Origin of the sequence: Streptomyces hokutonensis (genome assembly GCF_000376565.1) — a bacterium.
Lineage (GTDB): Bacteria > Actinomycetota > Actinomycetes > Streptomycetales > Streptomycetaceae > Streptomyces > Streptomyces hokutonensis.
Map to the genome: position 1 here is coordinate 76,835 of NZ_BARG01000030.1, position 16,836 is coordinate 93,670.

The following is a 16,836-nucleotide window of genomic DNA, read 5'->3' on the forward strand; positions in this document are numbered from 1 at the left end:
GACAGGCAGTGGAGGGTCATTTTCTGATTCATCTCAATCCGAGGAGTTGCATCATGGCTGGAAAGTTGGCAGGCAGGATCGCCGTGGTGACCGGCGGCGCCAGTGGAATCGGTCAGGCGATCGCGAAGAAGCTGGCGTCCGAAGGCGCCGACATCGCGGTCGCCGACATCAACCCGGCGGACGAGACCAGGGAACTCGTCGAAGCAACGGGGCAGAAGTTCTTCAGCGCGCAGGTCGACATCACCGACGAAGCGCAGATGAACGCCTTCGCCGGGCGGGTGCGGGACGCTCTGGGCTCGGTCGACATCGTCTCGAACAACGCGGCCCTCGTGGAACTGGTCGACTTCGACAACGCGACCTTCGACAGCTGGCTCAAGATCATGACGGTGAACGCCGGAGGCATTTTCCTGACGTGCAAGGCGTTCCTCGACCAGCTCAAGGAATCCAGCGCCGGCCGGGTGATCAATATGACGACCACGGCCTACTGGGAGAACACTCCGCGCTTTATCTCGTACCTCTCCTCCAAGGGCGCCATCAACGGGCTCACCTACTCGATGGCGGCGGACCTCGCGCAGTACAACATCACGGTCAACGCGGTGGCTCCCAGTGTGGTCCGGACCCCCTTCACGCTCTCCAGGCTTCCTGAGCAGGTGTTCGAGCATCACATGCAGTTGCAAGCCCTGAAGCGGCAGGAGACGCCCGAGGACGTGGCCAACACGGTGGCGTTCCTCGCCTCCGACGAGGCGGCGTTCATCACGAGCCAGATCATCGCCGTAGACGGGGGACTCACCCGTCGCTGACATTCGTACGGCAAGTACCAGTCGACGCCGCGTCCCGCACTGTGCGGGACGCGGCGTCGCTGTCGATGCGGTGTCTGTGCCTGTCAGAGGGTGCGGCCGAACAGGTCGAGCAGGCCCGCCCAGTGACGCTCGTCCGCCGCCCTGTCGTAGAGGGGCAGGAGGTCGGGCGCGGAGAAGCCGTGCTGGGCATCGGCGTACATCTCGCTGCGGTGGCGGACGCCGGCGGCGGAGAGGATCGCGTTGAAGCGCTCGACCTCCTCGGGTGGGTTGATCGTGTCTTTGTCGCCGTTGGCGAAGAAGACCTCGCCCTTGATGTGCTCGGCAGCCAGGTGGGGGCTGTCCGGCGCGTCGGTGATCAGGTGGGAGCCGTGGATGATGGCCGCGGCGGCGACCCGGTCCGGGTAGGAGCCTGCCGTGCGCAGGGACAGCATGCCCCCATTGCAGTACCCCGTGATGCCCACTGGGCCGTCGGTGGTGAACTCGCTGGCCTGGAGGCAGTCGAGCCAGATCTGGGCGTCGCGCATCGCATCGCTCGGGGTCAGCGCCTGTGCCACCGGCACGGCCTTGCCGACGACGTCCCAGAGGATGTCTTCGGTGACGGCCTCGGGCATCTCCACGACAGGTGCCGGGCTGCTGCGGTGGAAGACGTTGGGTACCAGGACCGTGTAGCCGGCCGCCGCCAGGCGGTCCGCCATCCCCTTCATGCTCGGGCGCACGCCCATGATGTCCGTGTAGAAGAGGACGGCCGGGTGCGGGGCGTCGTCGTCGGGGCGCGCGAGGTACGCGTCGGCGACTCCGCCCTGGGTGGGCAGATTCAGGGTCGTCGCGTGGACTCCAGTCATGGGGATCTCCATTCAGAGGGAGTGGAGCCTGGCCGTGGCGCCGTCACCTCTGAACGGTGAACAACTGGGATGCGGCAATACAGGCTAAGCGGACAGCTGTCCACTAGTATTCGACCGTAGTGGACAGCAGTCCGCTTGGCAAGGTGGCGTCAGCCCTGGTCGCGGGAGGGCATGTCGATGCCGCGTGCGCGCAGGGAGTCGCCCACCTTTGTCAGCAGTCTGAGTAGTTCACCTCGCTCTTCGGGGGTGAAGTCGTCGAAGAGAGCCGCGGCGGCCGCCTGTGAGGGGGCGAGTTCCTGCTCGACCACGTCTTTTCCGGCCGGGGTCAGTTCGACCAACTTGATCCGGCGGTCGTCGGGGTGGGCGACCCGGCGGACGAGCCCTTCCTTCTCCAGCCCGTCGACCAGGACGGTCATGTTTCTGGGGGACAAGCCCAGGGGTTCGCCGAGTTCGCTCATGCCGGCCGGTTCGCTCTTGAGGGTCAGGCCGAGGAGCAGGGTGGCGCGGGGCACCGTCATCGTGCCGGTGGCCGCGGGCATGTTCATCTGCATCCACTGCCGCAGGCCCTTGCGTAGGCCCGCGAATCCGGCGAGCAGTTGGTGGCCGGTCGCGGACGAGCCGGATCTGCCGGGCGTTCCTGACTCATGAGTAGATCTTGACAACTGTTTCCTTACCAATTGATACTATCTCCGAGGTTACGTTCACAATGATCTCAAGGGTGGCGCCGTGCCGGCAACCGGCAGTGAGCCGTCACCGTCGGGTCGCGATCGATGCCGCGGCCGGCAGAGCCCCACTCATCCGCCTCGGAAGTTGCGCCTGCGCGTTCCGGCGTCGACGCGCCCGAAAGGAAAAGATCATGACCACGGTGTACGAGGAGCAGGCGCCTCCTTTCTCGCCGGTCGCCGGACGTCGTTCCCCGGCGATCCCGCTGCTGGTTGTGCTGTGGGCCGGCGCGGCTGCCGTGGTCGCCCTGTGGTGGCAGAGCGCCACCTCGGTGGTGGGTGCCGCGGGCTGGCTGACCGAGGCTGGGCGGATCGCGGGGCTGCTGTGCGGCTACTCCTGCGCGGTGCTCGTCGGCTTGATGGCCCGGGTGCCGCTGCTCGAGCGGCGGATCGGTTCGGACCGGGTGGCCCGTTGGCACGCGATGGCCGGGCGGTACACGATCTGTCTGCTGGTCGCGCACGTCGTGCTGATCATCGCCGGGTACGCGGCCCGCACTCAGACGTCGTTCCTGCGTGAGACGACCACCATCGTCTTCCACTTTCCTAGGGTCCTCCCGGCCACCCTCGGCACGATCGTCCTGTTCGCCGTCGGCGTCGTCTCGGCGCGCGCCGTCCGTCGCAGGGTCAGTTACGAGTTCTGGTACTACCTGCATCTGCTGACGTACGGGTCGGTCTTCCTCTCCTTCGGCCATCAGATCGAGCTCGGCGCTGAGTTCATCGGGAGCCCGGTCGCCAAGGCCGCCTGGTTCGCTCTGTACCTGAGTGTCCTGGCGCTGGTGGTGTGGTTCCGGGTCCTCACCCCGGTGTGGCTCAACCTGCGCCACATGCTGCGGGTGGAGTCGGTGCAACGGGAAACGCCGGATGTGTGGTCCGTCGTCGTCCGGGGCCGGCGCCTGGAGAAGCTCGGTGTCGAGCCCGGGCAGTTCTTCCGGTGGCGGTTCCTCGCGAGCGGCATGTGGTGGACGTCGACGCCGTATTCGCTGTCCGCGCCACCCCGCCACGACCGGCTGCGCATCACGGTCAAGGCGCTCGGAAACCACAGCGCGTCCGTGTCACGTCTGCGACCGGGCACCCGGGTATGGGCGGCGGGCCCATACGGCGCGCTGACCGCCGACCGGCAGACCTCCGGCATGACGCTGCTGATCGGGGCCGGAGTGGGCATCACCCCGCTGCGCGCCCTGTTCGAGACGCTGCCGGGTGAGGTGACGCTGCTGTACCGGGCGCACTCGGCCGAGGACCTGGCCCTTGCGCAGGAGTTGGAGTCCATAGCCCGGTGGCGCGGCGCCAAGGTGCTCTACGCACTCAACGGCGCGGACGGCAAACGGCCCCGCCTCACGCCCGGCGCGCTGCACAACATGGTGCCCGAGCTTGTCGACCACGACGTGTACCTGTGCGGGCCGTCCGGGTTCGCCGAGGACATGTACGAAGTGCTGTGTGCGGCAGGGGTTCCGGCCCGTCGGATCCATCACGAGTCGTTCGAGCTGTGAGGTCGTCATGCACCCGTTGAAGAGGAAGAGCCCGCTGCGCCGGATCGTGCTGGCGAGTGCCGTCACCGTGTCCGGGATGGTGCTGCTGCTGTCGCTGAAGCCGCATTCGTCCCCGGAGATCACCGTGGCCGCGCCCGCGCCCGCTCCGTCCAGCAGTGACAGCGTGGCGGGCGATTCGGGCGGGTCGAGTGCGTCCCCGGGTATGGGCACCCGTGCGACCAAGACCGTCACCGGTGACTCGGTTCAGACAGTGTTCGGTCCGGTCCAGGTCCGCGTCACGCTGCGGAACGGCAAGATCACCAAGGTCGCGGCCGTCGAGTATCCCAAGGCCGACCCGCTGGAGGAGCAGCTCAACGACTACGCCGTCGCGCAGCTGGAGCAGGAGGCGCTCTCCGCGCAGAGCGCGGACATCGACGTGGTGTCCGGGGCCACGTACACGAGCCAGGGGTACCAGCAGTCCCTCCAGTCGGCGCTGGATGCCGCGAAGAAGTGACCCGGGGGGGCCGGGCTTCGCCCGTGCGGAGTTAAGTGAACACTGTCCTCTTGTTAAGAGTACGGTGTTCAGATAGCTTGACGACGGATGAACGAAGGCGCGTGAGCGCGCTACAGGAAGGCTGATCATGGCCCCAGCGACGTCCAGTTCCGTCACCCTGAACATCAACGGCGAGAAACACACGCTGTCCGTGGACCATCGCACGACCCTGCTGGACGCACTGCGCGAGCGACTCGATCTGACCGGCAGCAAGAAGGGCTGTGACCAGGGGCAGTGCGGTGCGTGCACCGTGCTGCTTGACGGCCGTCGGGCGGTGTCCTGCCTCCAACTCGCGGTGGCCGCCGAGGGCCGCGAGATCACCACGATCGAAGGTCTGTCCGAGGACGGCCGACTGCACCCCGTGCAGCAGGCGTTCCTCGACCTGGACGGTTACCAGTGCGGCTACTGCACCCCCGGGCAGATCTGCTCGGCCGTCGCGGTGATTGAGGAACACGCGGCCGGCTGGCCCAGCGCGGTCACGGATGACGTGCGACCCGAGGCCCAGCCGGCGCCGCTGAGCGCGGAGGAGATCCGGGAGCGGATGAGCGGCAACCTGTGCCGCTGCGGTGCCTACGTGGCCATCGTCGAAGCCGTCGCCCAGGCCGCGGCGACCGTCGCGGAGCAGGCCGGGACCGAGGAGGCGACAGCGGCATGAGGGAGTTCGGCTACCAGAAGGCGGCAGATGTCTCCGTCGCAGTGGCACTGCTCGACGCCGATCCTGAGGCGCGGTTCCTCGGCGGCGGCACCAACCTTGTCGACCTGATGAAGACGGGTGTCGAGCGGCCGGCGCGGCTCGTCGACGTACGCGAACTGCCCCTGAACCGGATCGAGACGACCGAGGACGGCGGCCTGCGCATCGGCGCCACCGTCACCAACACGGACCTCGCCGTCCACCCCGAAGTCCGGCGCCGCTACCCGGCGTTGGCCCAGGCTGTGCTGGCCGGCGCCTCAGGACAGCTGCGCAACATGGCCACCGTCGGCGGCAACCTCCTCCAGCGCACCCGCTGTGGCTACTTCACCGACGTGACCAAAGCCTGCAACAAGCGTGTCCCCGGGAGCGGTTGTCCCGCCATCGAGGGTGAGCACCACAACCACGCGATCCTGGGTACCTCCCAGCACTGCGTGGCCACCCACCCCTCCGACATGGGCGTGGCGCTGACCGCCTTCGACGCCGTCGTCTCGTACGAAACGGTCGACGGGCCGGGAGAGCTGCCGCTCGCCGACTTCTATCTGCCGGTAAGCGACACCCCACACCGGGAGACCGCACTGCCGCCGGGTGCGCTGATCACCGGCGTCACCCTGCCGCCCACCCCAGTCGCGGCCAACTCCCGCTACCGCAAGGTGCGTGAGCGGGCCTCGTACGCCTTCGCGATCGGCTCGATCGCCGCCGCGCTCGACATCCAGGACGGCGTCGTACGGGATGTGCGTCTGGCCTTCGGGGCGGTGGCGTCCCGGCCGTGGCGGGCCCGCGTCGCCGAGCAGATGCTGACCGGGGCGCCGGCCGAGGCGGTGAGTTTCGCTGCGGCCGCCGACGCCGAACTCGCGGCGGCCAGGCCGCTTGCGCACAACGCCTACAAGGTGAGGCTGATGCACAACCTCGTGGCGGCTGTGCTGACTGAGATGGTCCAGGAGGTCGCCCGATGAGCACGACAACAGGGGCGCACGGCAAAGTCATCGGACTCCCGTATGTCCGGGTGGAGGGCCGGGACAAGGTCACCGGGGCCGCCCGCTACGCCGGGGAGGTTCCCTTCCCAGGCCTCGCCCACGGCTGGCTGGTGCTGTCCACCATCGCCCGGGGCCGCGTCCGCTCCCTCGACACGGCTCCCGTCCTAGACATGCCGGGTGTGCTCGCCGTCCTGCATCACGGCAACGCCCTTCCGGTCGACATCAGCTGGGTCGATCCGCAGCTGGGCCCCCCGGACGCGACGCTCGGTGTCTTCCAGCACGACCGGGTGCCCTACGCGGGATGGCCGGTGGCACTGGTCGTCGCTGAGACGTCCGAGCAGGCCAGGGAGGCCGCCGAGGCACTCAAGGTCGACTACGACCAGGAGTCGCATGACGTAGACCTCTCCTACGACCACCCTGGCGTCTACCCGCTGGTCGGCCCGCTGAGGCCGGCGACGGAGGAGAAGGGGGACCTGGCCGCCGAGCTGGCCGCGTCCGACGTCGTCGTCGAGGCCGAGTACACCACTGGGCAGGGGCACCACAATCCCATGGAGCCCCACGCGGTGACGGCCCGTTGGGAGGGGGAGCGGCTCGAAGTCCTCGACTCGAACCAGGGCAGCCCGTTCGTGGCCGGTGCTCTCGCGCAGGTCTTCTCGCTCGAACCGACCGCTGTCCGGGTGCGGACCGAGCACGTGGGCGGCGCGTTCGGCAGCAAGTCGCAGGCCCGGACGCACCATGTGGCCGCCGCGATGGCCGCGCGCATCCTGGACCGGCCGGTCCGTGTGGTGCTGACCCGGCGCCAGATGTTCTCCCTCACCGGTTATCGCAGCGCCACGATCCAGCGGATCCGGCTCGGTGCGAATCCCGAGGGGAAGCTGCGGGCGGTGGAGCACCGCTCCCTGTGCCAGACCTCGACCACGTACGAGTACGTCGAGGCGAGCACGATGATGACCCGGATGATGTACGACGCCGACGCGCACCACACGGCCAACCTGGCGGTGCGGCTGGACGTGCCGACGCCCGGGTTCATGCGGGCGCCGGGAGAGGCGCCGGGCTCGTTCGCGCTGGAGTGCGCGATGGACGAACTCGCCGAGAAGTGCGGCATCGACCCGATCGAACTGCGCTTGCGCAACGAGCCCGAGCGTGGGCCGATCTCCGGGAGGGAGTACAGCGCCCGCAACGTGGTTGCCTGCTTCCGTGAAGGCGCCCGCAGGTTCGGCTGGGCCGAACGTGATCCGCGTCCCGGCGTACGCCGCGAAGGCCGCTGGCTGCTGGGGACCGGCACGGCCGCGGCCACGTACCCCATGCACGTCATGCCGTCCTCGGCCTCCGTGACCGCGAACGCGGACGCAACCTTCACGGTGCGGATCGCGGCGTCGGACCTCGGGACCGGAGCACGCACCGCGCTCACCCTCGCGGCCGCCGACGCGCTCGAGGTGGCGCCCGAGCGTGTCCGTGTCGAGATCGGGGACACCGCCTTCGGGTTCGCGATGGTCGCGGCCGCCTCGGCAGGCACCCGTTCCTGGGTGTTTGCCATCAGGAAGGCGGTCGCCCAACTCCGGGAGCAGTTGTCCCAGGGCGCCGCCGTTCCACCGGAAGGCGTCACGGTGATGGCCAACACCTTCGCGGAGGCCGGTGCTCTCCACCACGACGACAAGGAACGGCACACGTACGGTGCGCAGTTCGCCGAGGTGGCAGTCGACCCCGCCACCGGCGAGGTGCGTGTGCGGCGCATGCTCGGCATGTTCGCGGCGGGCCAGATCATCAACCCGCTCACCGCCCGCAGCCAGCTCATCGGAGGCATGACCTGGGGCATCTCCATGGCCCTGCACGAGGAGGCGGCCCTGGACGAGGCCACGGGCAGCCTGGTGGGTGCGGACTTCGCGGGCTATCACATCTCCGCGCACGCCGATGTTCCGGCCGTCGAGGCGGACTGGGTGGACGACCCGGACCCGGGCGACCCGGTCGGGGTCAAGGGCATCGGTGAGATCGGCAACGTGGGCGCCGCCGCGGCGATCGCCAACGCGGTCTGGCACGCGACCGGCGTGCGTCACCGCCATCTGCCGATCCGACCGGACCGCGTTCTCCTGGCAGCACCAAGTGCTTGATACTTCGGGAGAGTTGGGTTGGAGAGAACCATGAGACCTCGCGCCCTCGGACGCCACATGCAGGTGGACGACAGAGCCGATCGGCAGGGGGCGATGCCCGGCGGCCCGGAGGGGAACGAGCGGCTGACCGCCGCGACCGGGGCGATGCTGCTGGTGCTGTTCGCCGTCGAGGGCGTCACCATCCCCCTGCTTGGGCGACTTCTCGCCCTGCACTTCTTCGTCGGGCTGCTGCTGATCGGCCCGGTCTTCCTCAAGATCGGTTCGACCAGCTACCGGTTCTATCGCTACTACACGGGATCGTCCCCATACCGTCGCAAGGGGCCGCCGACGCTGCTGTTGCGGGTCGTGGGCCCGCTGGTCGTGATTACGAGCGTCGTAGTCCTGGGCACCGGGGTGGCGTTGGCTCTGCTCGGTCCCGGCAGTGGTTCGGATGTCGTGCTCATGCTGCACAGAGTTGGCTTCGTTTCGTGGCTCGCCGTGATGACGGTGCATGTCCTCGCTTACGTGTGGCGCATTCCGCGCCTCATCGGCGCGGAAGTGCGCCGCCGCCCCGGACGCGACGGGGAGGTGATCCCGTGGCGTGCCGGGCGAGGGGCGCTGCTGGCGGTGGCGCTGGGTGGGGGACTGGTCGTTGCGTTGGCCGGGACGCACCTGGCTTCCGAATGGCGCAGATAGCGTCGTCGCACCGAACCCGCCGACCGGACCCGTCTCAGGCCTGGAGCGACGCCAGTTCCACCACCGTCACGTCTGAGGGCGCCCCGACCCGGGTCGGCGGGCCCCAGGCACCGGCGCCGCGGGACACGTACAACTGTGTGTCGCCGTACCGCTCCAGCCCCGCCACCGTCGGGTTCGCCAGCTCCGCCACGTAGTTCATCGGCCACAACTGACCGCCGTGGGTGTGGCCCGACAGCTGCAGGTCGACTCCGTGCCGTACGGCCTCGTCGATGAACACCGGCTGGTGGGCCAGCAGAACCGACGTCCGTGACGGGTCCCGGTCTCGCAGCGCGGCTGCGAGGTCGGGGGCGTCGTGGTGGTCCTCACCGGTCACGTCGTTCACTCCGGCGAGATCGAAGGCCGGGAGCTCCACCCGCTGGTTCGCCAGCAGCTTGAGTCCCAGTTCCTGCACATGGGCCTTCCACTCCTCCGCGCCGGAGAAGTACTCGTGGTTGCCGGTCACGAAGAACGTCCCGTGACGAGCCCGGAACCCGGAGATCGGCTCCACGGCAGTTCCCAGGTCCGCCACGGACCCGTCCACCAGGTCGCCGACCACGGCGATCAGGTCGGGCTGAGTCGAGTTCACGATCTCCACGACCCGCTCGGAGAACCCGCGCCCGAGGATCGGGCCCAGATGAATGTCGCTGACCACCGCGATCCGGAAGCCGTGCGCCGACCTGGGCAGCTTCGCCAGCGGTACCGTCACCCGCTTCACCCGCGGTCCGCGCAGTACTCCGTAGGTGCCGTAGCCGACGGTGCCGAGTGCCACCGCGGCCGCCGCTCCGCCGACCAGCCGGGCCGCGAACATCCGCCGTGACAGGTCTGCGGAGGCCTCGCCGCCGATGTCGGCCGCAGGTGCGGAGAGTGGCGTCGGAGCAGTCGCGTCATCAGGCACTTTGACCGGCTCGGCGTTCCGCTCGGGAAGCGGTGCCCGCCCGGCCCGGCGCCGCAGCCACCAGGTCAGCGCGGGCCGGACCACCTCACCCGCGAGCACGCCCAGGAGCAGGTAGAGCGCGACTGCGACCCAGAGATATGCGGGCCATGAAAGGACCTGCACCACGGGGAACGGCAGCCCGACCCGCGAGCCGACGAAGGCCGCCAGCATGATGACGGGGGCCGCGACGAGCACCGCGGTGCCCAGCCGCCGCCCCACTGTGCCGGGCATGGTCGTGTCTCGGACGACGCGGCGCCAGACATACCAGTGCAGGCCGCCCATCACCCCCACGACCACCGGGATGAGCAGGACGAACAGGATTCCCACAGTGCAGCAGACCTCTCTTGCGTTCCACGTCTTGCGCTGCGACGCCCCGGTGTTCCGCGCGTCGCTCCTCGGCGGCTTCTACGCGATGCCGACCATCGCCGCGCTCTCGCGCCACAGCATGTCCTGGGCGTCTCGGCTGCGTGCCAGTTCCGAGGGGTCGGGGAACGTCGGGTCGCCCTTGACCAGGGAGACGTAGATCCGTCCGGGCGGTGGAGCGACGGTACCGAGAGCGACCTCCGCCAGCATTTCACCGGAGCGTTCGGCTGTGCCCATGACGTATTCGGGCTTGAAGAGACCGGCCACGCGGAAGATGGTGCGCATCAGGACCGTAAGGAGCACCCGCCGGGCACGTGAGGCCTCGCGGCCGAGCGAGGTGCCCCCGGTCAGACCGGGATTGAAGGCGACCACACTGATGCCGCGGGCCTTCACCTCGTCCAGCGACGCGAAGGACAACGCGGTGAGCATGTTGCACAGCTTGGACGAGGAATAGGCGCGCACGCCGATGCTCTTGCTCGGGTGCGCCAGCTCTTGGGGCTCAAGGGTCTTGGGCCCGATAGGGGTGACCTTCGGGTCATGCGTGTCACTCGTGGTGATCACCAGGCGGCCATAGTTGGCCATGTGCGGCATCAGGAGTCGGGCCAGCAGATAGTGGGCCAGGTGGTTGACGGCGAACGTCAGCTCGAAGCCGTCCGCGCTTCGCTGGTCGTCACCGACCGCCTGCCGGCCGGCATTCAGGACCAGGATGTCGATCCGGGCTTCACCGAGCTCCTGGATCACCGCGGCGGCGAATGCCCGGACGCTCGCGAGCGAGGCCAGATCGAGCGGGATGACCTCGGCGCCACGCGGTGCCGTGCCGCTTCCGCGGGCACCGATGATGACCCGCGTATTGGGCTGGGCAGCGATGCGCTGCACCGCATGGGCGCCGAGCCCGGCGGTGGCGCCGGTCATGACGACAACGCGCTGCGGTGTGACTTGGTTCATGGCTGGTTGTCCCGTTCTGGTCTGTGGGGGTTCTGTCGGCGCGGCCTGGAGCGCGGCTCGACGGTGGCGACTCACTGCCGGTTGCCGGAACTGCACCACCTCTGACACCATTGTTAATGTAACCAAGGAGATACTGTCAATTGATAAGGAGTCCCGTGTCGACTTCGACTTACGACTCAGGGACACCCGGCGGGATCGTCTCCTCTGTGACCGGCCAACAGCTGCTCGCGGCGTTCGCGGGTCTCCGCAAGGGCCTGCGGCGGTGGGTACAGGTCAACATGCCCGCGGCCATCGGCGCGATGACGGTGCCCCGCGCCATCCTGCTCCTCGGCCTGACGCTCAAGAGCGAACCGGCCGGAATGAGCGAGCTCGGCGAACCCCTGGGCCTGTCCCCCAGAAACATGACCGTCCTGGTCGACGGACTGGAGAAGGAAGGACTCGTCCGCCGGGTCACCCATCCCCGTGATCGCCGAATCAGGCTGGTCGAGCTCACCCCGGCCGGTCGACAGGTGGTCGAGCAGGAACTCGCCCCCTCGCAAGCAGCCGCCGCGGCACTCTTCGACGACTTCACGTCCGAAGAACGCAGCGAACTGCTCAGGCTTCTGGCCAAGGTGGGCGACTCCCTGCGCGCACGCGGCATAGAGATGCCCTCCTACGGCCAAGGCTGACCCCGGCTCGGGAGGCGAGAGGTGACTTCAGCAACCAGCGGTCCCGGGCGCCCACCGGCCATGGACGTGCTGTTGGCCGTAGCGGTGTACGGCATCTCGATGCTGGTGCCGGTCATGGACGGGAACAGCAGCACCGGGCCGTGGACCGCCCGGGGCGCGTTCTTCGGGGCCGTGATCTGCGCGTCCCTGGTCTTCCGGCGGCGCCTGCCGTGGGCGGTGCTCCTCGCGACGGCCTCGGGAACGGCCGTCTACCTGGCGTCCAGCCCGCACAAGAGCCCGCTGATGCCGGCCACGATGATCGCGATGTACACCTGCGCACTGCACCGGCCGCGGCGCGAGGCGGTGGCGGCGGTCACCGTCGTCGCGGTCCTGCTGGCCGGCGTGAGCGTGGTGTTCGGTCACGGCGGATGGCTGGGCCCGGAGAGCATCGCGCTGATCGCGTTGAGCGCCTCGGCCGCTGCGGTCGGCTTCGCGGTCCGCAACCGGCGCGCCTACATCGCCGCCGTCGAGGAGCGGGCGCGGCGGGCCGAGCAGACGCGGGAGGAGGAGGCGCACCGCCGGGTCATCGACGAGCGGCTGCGTATCGCCCGGGAGCTGCACGACGTCCTGGCCCACCACATAGCCCTCATCAACGTGCAGGCGGCGGTCGTGGACCACGTACTGGAGACGGACCCCCGGCAGGCCAGGGAGTCCCTCGCGCACATCCGGCGGGCCGCCCGGTCCTCCCTGACGGAGGTCCGCACCTCGATCGGGCTGCTGCGGCGGCCGGACGCCCCCGACGAGGCGGCCGTGGAGCCGTCCCCCGGGGTGGACGCGCTGCCCGACCTCATCGCGGGGTTCGCAGCCGCTGGCCTGATCGTCGACCAGAAGGTCACCGGACCGCCCGTCGACCTGCCTGCGGCGGTGGGGCTCACCGCGTACCGGGTCGTCCAGGAGGCGCTGACGAACGCGAGCAAGTACGCCTGTCAACCCTTCGCCGAGCTGGAACTCCACTATCTGCCGTCCGCGTTGCGGATCCACGTCCGCAACCGGTCGGATCCCGCGGCGCGTTCGGGACTCTCCACCGGGCTGGACGCCCTGGAACGCGGGGAAGGCGGCCATGGGCTGCTCGGCATGCGGGAACGCGCGCATGCCCTTGGCGGAACGTTCACGGCGCGCACGGCCGACGGCTGGTTCGAGGTGCGCGTCCTCCTGCCGCACGAAGGGGCGGGAACATGACGATCAAAATCTTGCTGGCCGACGATCAAGAGCTGGTCAGGGCCGGCTTCAAGGTCCTGGTGAACTCCACGCCCGACATGGAGGTGGTGGGCGAGGCGTCCGACGGAAGGGAGGCGGTCCGGCTCGCCGCCGGGGCCGACGTCGTGCTGATGGACATCCGGATGCCCGGCGCGGACGGCCTCACCGCCACCCGGCAGATCACCTCCGCGCTGCCGCACGTCCGGGTCCTGGTGCTGACCACGTTCGAGGTCGACGAGTACGTGTTTGCCGCGTTGCGCAGCGGGGCAAGCGGGTTCCTCGGCAAGGGCGTGGAGCCGGCGGAGCTTCAGCAGGCGATCCGCTTGGTGGCGCGGGGGGAGGAACTGCTGTCCCCGGTTGCGACGCGGGCGTTGATCGCCCGGTTCCTGCGCGGGCCCGCGCAGGACACCGGTGCCGCCGCCGAGCGGCTTGGGGTGCTCACTGATCGGGAGCGGGAGACCCTCGTCCTGGTGGCGGCCGGGCTCGGCAACGACCAGATCGCCGGACGGCTGGGGATCAGCCCGTCCACCGCCAAGACCCATGTGAACCGCACGCAGGCCAAGCTCGGTGTGCATGACCGGGCCCAACTGGTCATGCTCGCCTACGAGACGGGCCTGGTCCGGGCTGGCTCTCCGCCCGTGGTGTAGGGCGGTACCGCGATCGCGGTAGGGCGGAAACCATCCGTCAGACGGACGGGTCGGGTGGCTCGCGCGGATGACGCTGGAGGCATCGTGTCCGCCTCGCTCGTGAGGAGTTCCCTTGTCCGCCCTTGCCCGCTGGTGCTACCGCCACCGGTTCGTCGTTGTGCTCCTCTGGGTGGCGTTGCTAGCCGGTGTGGGCCTGGCGTCGACTGCCGCCGGTACCAAGGCCAGCGACAGCTTCTCCCTGCCCGGTACCGAGTCGTCCAAGGCGCTCGAACTGCTGCAGGAGACAATGCCGGCCCAGTCCGGCGCCACCGCGACGGTCGTGTGGGAGTCGGACGGTGACGTCGAGGACGCCGCCGTCAAGGACCGGATGACCGCCACCCTCGACCAACTGGCCGACATCCCGCAAGTGGCCGCGATCACCAGCCCGTACAGCAAGCAGGGCGCGAAGCAGATCAGCGACGACGGGCACATCGCCTACGCCGCCGTGAACTTCACCAAGCAGGCCATGGACCTGGACAAGGCCAATCTGGAGAAGTTCGTCGACACGGCCGAGAAGGCGCGCGTCGACGGGCTGAAGGTGGAGCTCGGCGGCGATCCGATCGGGCAGGTCGAGGAGTCCGAGCAGAGCCTGAGCGAGCTCGTCGGTGTGGTCGCCGCCGCGATCGTGCTGTTCGTGGCGTTCGGCTCGCTGTTCGCGATGCTGCTGCCGATCGCCACGGCGATCGCCGGGGTCGGCGTCGGCCTCATGACCGTCACCCTGCTCACCCACGTCATGAACATCGGCGAGGTCGGCCCCATCCTGGGCGCGCTTATCGGTCTCGGCGTCGGCATCGACTACGCGCTGTTCATCGTCACCCGGCACCGCTCCAACCTGAAGTCCGGCATGGACATGGAGGCGTCGGTCATCAAGGCCATCGACACCTCCGGCCGCGCGGTGCTGTTCGCCGGCGGTACCGTCGTGGTCGCCCTGTTCGGCCTGTTCGTGCTCGGCGTGGACTTCCTCAACGGCATGGCGGTGGCGTCGGCGACGGCCGTGGTCTTCACCGTTCTCGCCGCGGTCACCCTGTTGCCCGCGCTGCTCGGCTTCATCGGCATGCGGGTGCTGAGCCGTAAGGAACGCCGCACGCAGACCGATCTCCGCGAAAACCGGCCGGGCATGTGGGCTCGCTGGGCCGTGATCGCCGAACGGCGCCGGGTGGTCCTTTCGGTGATCTCTTTGGCGGTGGTCACCGTGCTCGCCCTGCCGGTGCTCTCACTGCGGCTGGGCTCCTCGGACGCCGGTAACAACCCCGAAGACACCACCACCCGCAAGGCATACGACCTCCTGGCCGACGGCTTCGGCCCCGGGTTCAACGGTCCGCTCCAGCTCGTCGCGGAGACGCCGGGCTCCGGCGACCGGCAGGCTCTGGAGAGCCTGGCCACGCAGGTCTCCGACACCAAGGGCGTCGCCGACGTGACCCTGCTCCCGGCGGGGGCCGATGCCAAGGTCGGCATCGTCCAGGTCTTCCCGACAACGTCCCCGCAGTCCGAGGACACCGCGGACCTCATCAACCACCTCCGCGACGATGTGATCCCGGCCGCCGAGAAGGGCACGACGCTCCAGGTCTACGTGGGCGGCCAGACGGCGATCTTCGACGATTTCGCCGAGGTGCTGACCGGCAAGCTCCCGCTGTTCCTCACGGTGATCGTCGCGCTCGGCTGCCTGTTGCTGCTCCTGGCGTTCCGCAGTCTGATGGTGCCGCTCGTCGCCGCCGTGATGAACATCCTCGCCACCGCCGCCTCCTTCGGCGTGATCGTCGCGTTCTTCCAGTACGGCTGGGGTTCGGAGCGCCTCGGCTGGGGTGCGGCCGGACCCGTGGAGGCGTTCCTGCCGGTGATCATGCTGTCGGTGCTGTTCGGTCTGTCGATGGACTACCAGGTGTTCCTCGTCAGCCGGATGCACGAGGAGTGGATCCACACCCGCGACAACAAGCGGGCCGTCTCGGTGGGCATCGCGGAGACGGGGCGTGTCATCACCGCCGCGGCCACCATCATGTTCTGCGTGTTCATCGCCTTCTCCTTCGGCGGTGAGCGGATCGTCGCCGAGTTCGGGATCGGCTTGGCCGCCGCCGTGGCGATCGACGCGTTCGTCCTGCGCACGGTCCTGGTCCCGGCGACGATGTACCTGCTCGGCAAGGCCAACTGGTGGATTCCCGGCTGGCTCGACAAGCGCCTCCCGCACCTGTCCGTCGAAGGCCCGGCGGAGACGGTCGAGGAGGACCGGCAGCCCGAGCCGGTCTCCCGCTGATCTTTGTCCGCATCGTGGGGCTGCTCATGCCCCGGTTCGTTCTCGGGCCGAGGCATGAGCGCCCTGACATGAGATCTCGTCAGCGTCAGGCCGTGTTCCGGAAGATGTGAGACCCGAGGAGGGGAGTGGCAGCGATGTGCGCCCTGTCTGTGTCCCGGTCAACTCGGCGCGCTGGAGGCCGTGTGTGGCCGCAGAGCGGGCAGCCCTGCGGCAATCGCCCCCAGGAGCCGCCGCAGGGTCGGCTCGAACTCCAGCCGCGCCGCCGCGAGTTCGGGGTTGCGCTCGTACGCCTCGGCCAGCGAGGAGGGCGGGTTGGCTGCCGCGTAGACGGCGCCGGCGAGCCCGGCCGCCGCCATGACCAGATCACGGCCCTCCTTCTCGGTCAGGCGCCGGTCGGCCGCGGCGATCGCGTCGCCGAGTTCGTCGATGACGACGATCATGGCGCGCTTGTGGCCACTCGCCGCCGGGACGGAGACGTTGTGTTCGAGGCTGGTCGCCGTGTGGCCGAGCAGGTCGCAGAACATAGGCCGGGCTTGCAGGGTCTCGGTGAGCGTCGCGACGACGGCGTCACCGGTCGAGAGCCGTTCGACGACGGCCCGGCCCCAGTCGCGCCAGCACTCCGAGGCCAGCTCCAGATACATCTCCTCGCGAGTACCGAAGTACCGGCTCATGTTGGACTTGGCCAGCCCGACCTCCGCGGCGACACCGCTGAGCGTGACGTTGTGGACGCCGGAATCGACAGCCAGCCTCCGCGCCGCGTCGAGGATGGCCTGCCGACGCTGTTCTTTGTGCTCAGGCCGCCTGGCGCGCAGAAACTCGGACATGCGTGCATCCTGTCACGACCTGCGTTAACAGAACACCAGACCTGTTGTTAAGGGAACATTGT

Annotated in this window: 16 protein-coding genes; 11 read left to right on the forward strand and 5 right to left on the reverse strand. The window is 69.0% G+C overall.

The window, feature by feature from the left end; translation table 11 throughout:
* Positions 1-53 precede the first annotated feature (53 nt).
* Positions 54-800, forward strand: coding sequence for an SDR family NAD(P)-dependent oxidoreductase (locus SSP08S_RS17075; RefSeq protein WP_026178564.1), 747 nt, complete (start codon positions 54-56; stop codon positions 798-800).
* Between the two features lie 83 nt (positions 801-883).
* Here SSP08S_RS17075 and SSP08S_RS17080 read toward each other — a convergent pair whose 3' ends face one another.
* Both SSP08S_RS17080 and SSP08S_RS17085 read right to left on the reverse strand, forming a co-directional pair.
* A complete protein-coding gene (locus SSP08S_RS17080; protein WP_019068825.1) occupies positions 884-1,642 on the reverse strand; it encodes a dienelactone hydrolase family protein in 759 nt (252 codons plus the stop codon).
* Positions 1,643-1,791: 149 nt separating this feature from the next.
* Positions 1,792-2,304, reverse strand: coding sequence for a MarR family winged helix-turn-helix transcriptional regulator (locus SSP08S_RS17085; protein WP_228049389.1), 513 nt, complete (start codon positions 2,302-2,304; stop codon positions 1,792-1,794).
* A 194-nt stretch (positions 2,305-2,498) separates the two neighbouring features.
* On the opposite strand from SSP08S_RS17085, the gene SSP08S_RS17090 reads away from it, so the two are divergent.
* From SSP08S_RS17090 to SSP08S_RS17115, 6 genes are all read left to right on the forward strand, one after another.
* Complete coding sequence (locus SSP08S_RS17090; protein ID WP_019068827.1) at positions 2,499-3,851, forward strand: ferredoxin reductase family protein; 1,353 nt, start codon at positions 2,499-2,501, stop codon at positions 3,849-3,851.
* Positions 3,852-3,858: 7 nt separating this feature from the next.
* The gene (locus tag SSP08S_RS17095; protein ID WP_019068828.1) at positions 3,859-4,344 is read left to right on the forward strand and encodes an FMN-binding protein; all 486 of its coding nucleotides are present in this window, start codon (positions 3,859-3,861) and stop codon (positions 4,342-4,344) included.
* Between the two features lie 127 nt (positions 4,345-4,471).
* Entirely contained in the window at positions 4,472-5,038 is a 567-nt protein-coding gene (locus SSP08S_RS17100; RefSeq protein ID WP_019068829.1) for a 2Fe-2S iron-sulfur cluster-binding protein, read from the forward strand.
* The gene (locus SSP08S_RS17105; RefSeq protein ID WP_019068830.1) at positions 5,035-6,027 is read left to right on the forward strand and encodes an FAD binding domain-containing protein; all 993 of its coding nucleotides are present in this window, start codon (positions 5,035-5,037) and stop codon (positions 6,025-6,027) included. The genes SSP08S_RS17100 and SSP08S_RS17105 overlap by 4 nt, the downstream gene beginning before the upstream one ends.
* The gene (locus SSP08S_RS17110; protein ID WP_019068831.1) at positions 6,024-8,156 is read left to right on the forward strand and encodes a xanthine dehydrogenase family protein molybdopterin-binding subunit; all 2,133 of its coding nucleotides are present in this window, start codon (positions 6,024-6,026) and stop codon (positions 8,154-8,156) included. Before SSP08S_RS17105 ends, SSP08S_RS17110 begins: the two co-directional genes overlap by 4 nt.
* 57 nt (positions 8,157-8,213) lie before the next feature.
* A complete protein-coding gene (locus SSP08S_RS17115; RefSeq protein WP_019068832.1) occupies positions 8,214-8,831 on the forward strand; it encodes a hypothetical protein in 618 nt (205 codons plus the stop codon).
* 34 nt (positions 8,832-8,865) lie between these two features.
* On the opposite strand, the gene SSP08S_RS17120 is transcribed toward SSP08S_RS17115, so the two are convergent.
* Both SSP08S_RS17120 and SSP08S_RS17125 read right to left on the reverse strand, forming a co-directional pair.
* Positions 8,866-10,131, reverse strand: coding sequence for a metallophosphoesterase (locus SSP08S_RS17120; protein WP_019068833.1), 1,266 nt, complete (start codon positions 10,129-10,131; stop codon positions 8,866-8,868).
* A gap of 78 nt (positions 10,132-10,209) precedes the next feature.
* Positions 10,210-11,079, reverse strand: coding sequence for an SDR family NAD(P)-dependent oxidoreductase (locus SSP08S_RS17125; protein WP_019068834.1), 870 nt, complete (start codon positions 11,077-11,079; stop codon positions 10,210-10,212).
* A 188-nt stretch (positions 11,080-11,267) separates the two neighbouring features.
* Between SSP08S_RS17125 and SSP08S_RS17130 the strand changes: the two genes are divergently transcribed.
* The 4 genes from SSP08S_RS17130 (at position 11,268) to SSP08S_RS17145 (ending at position 15,950) form a co-directional block, all read left to right on the forward strand.
* A complete protein-coding gene (locus SSP08S_RS17130; protein WP_162473529.1) occupies positions 11,268-11,780 on the forward strand; it encodes a MarR family winged helix-turn-helix transcriptional regulator in 513 nt (170 codons plus the stop codon).
* Between the two features lie 21 nt (positions 11,781-11,801).
* Positions 11,802-12,998, forward strand: coding sequence for a sensor histidine kinase (locus SSP08S_RS55410; protein WP_158697174.1), 1,197 nt, complete (start codon positions 11,802-11,804; stop codon positions 12,996-12,998).
* Entirely contained in the window at positions 12,995-13,663 is a 669-nt protein-coding gene (locus SSP08S_RS17140) for a response regulator transcription factor (protein ID WP_019068837.1), read from the forward strand. Before SSP08S_RS55410 ends, SSP08S_RS17140 begins: the two co-directional genes overlap by 4 nt.
* 112 nt (positions 13,664-13,775) lie before the next feature.
* A complete protein-coding gene (locus tag SSP08S_RS17145) occupies positions 13,776-15,950 on the forward strand; it encodes an MMPL family transporter (RefSeq protein ID WP_019068838.1) in 2,175 nt (724 codons plus the stop codon).
* Positions 15,951-16,108: 158 nt separating this feature from the next.
* Here SSP08S_RS17145 and SSP08S_RS17150 read toward each other — a convergent pair whose 3' ends face one another.
* On the reverse strand, positions 16,109-16,774 hold the full coding sequence (locus SSP08S_RS17150; RefSeq protein WP_019068839.1) for a TetR family transcriptional regulator: 666 nt from the start codon (positions 16,772-16,774) through the stop codon (positions 16,109-16,111).
* Positions 16,775-16,836: the final 62 nt, after the last annotated feature.

What these genes read in the sequence shown, in the direction of transcription:
- SSP08S_RS17100 (WP_019068829.1), top strand. Translation starts at nt 4,472, where the DNA reads ATGGCCCCAGCGACGTCCAGTTCCGTCACCCTGAACATCAACGGCGAG.
- SSP08S_RS17075 (WP_026178564.1), top strand. Translation starts at nt 54, where the DNA reads ATGGCTGGAAAGTTGGCAGGCAGGATCGCCGTGGTGACCGGCGGCGCC.
- SSP08S_RS17115 (WP_019068832.1), top strand. Translation starts at nt 8,214, where the DNA reads ATGCAGGTGGACGACAGAGCCGATCGGCAGGGGGCGATGCCCGGCGGC.
- SSP08S_RS17095 (WP_019068828.1), top strand. Translation starts at nt 3,859, where the DNA reads ATGCACCCGTTGAAGAGGAAGAGCCCGCTGCGCCGGATCGTGCTGGCG.
- SSP08S_RS17140 (WP_019068837.1), top strand. Translation starts at nt 12,995, where the DNA reads ATGACGATCAAAATCTTGCTGGCCGACGATCAAGAGCTGGTCAGGGCC.
- SSP08S_RS17080 (WP_019068825.1), bottom strand. Translation starts at nt 1,642, where the DNA reads ATGACTGGAGTCCACGCGACGACCCTGAATCTGCCCACCCAGGGCGGA.
- SSP08S_RS17110 (WP_019068831.1), top strand. Translation starts at nt 6,024, where the DNA reads ATGAGCACGACAACAGGGGCGCACGGCAAAGTCATCGGACTCCCGTAT.
- SSP08S_RS17150 (WP_019068839.1), bottom strand. Translation starts at nt 16,774, where the DNA reads ATGTCCGAGTTTCTGCGCGCCAGGCGGCCTGAGCACAAAGAACAGCGT.
- SSP08S_RS17105 (WP_019068830.1), top strand. Translation starts at nt 5,035, where the DNA reads ATGAGGGAGTTCGGCTACCAGAAGGCGGCAGATGTCTCCGTCGCAGTG.
- SSP08S_RS17090 (WP_019068827.1), top strand. Translation starts at nt 2,499, where the DNA reads ATGACCACGGTGTACGAGGAGCAGGCGCCTCCTTTCTCGCCGGTCGCC.
- SSP08S_RS17125 (WP_019068834.1), bottom strand. Translation starts at nt 11,079, where the DNA reads ATGACCGGCGCCACCGCCGGGCTCGGCGCCCATGCGGTGCAGCGCATC.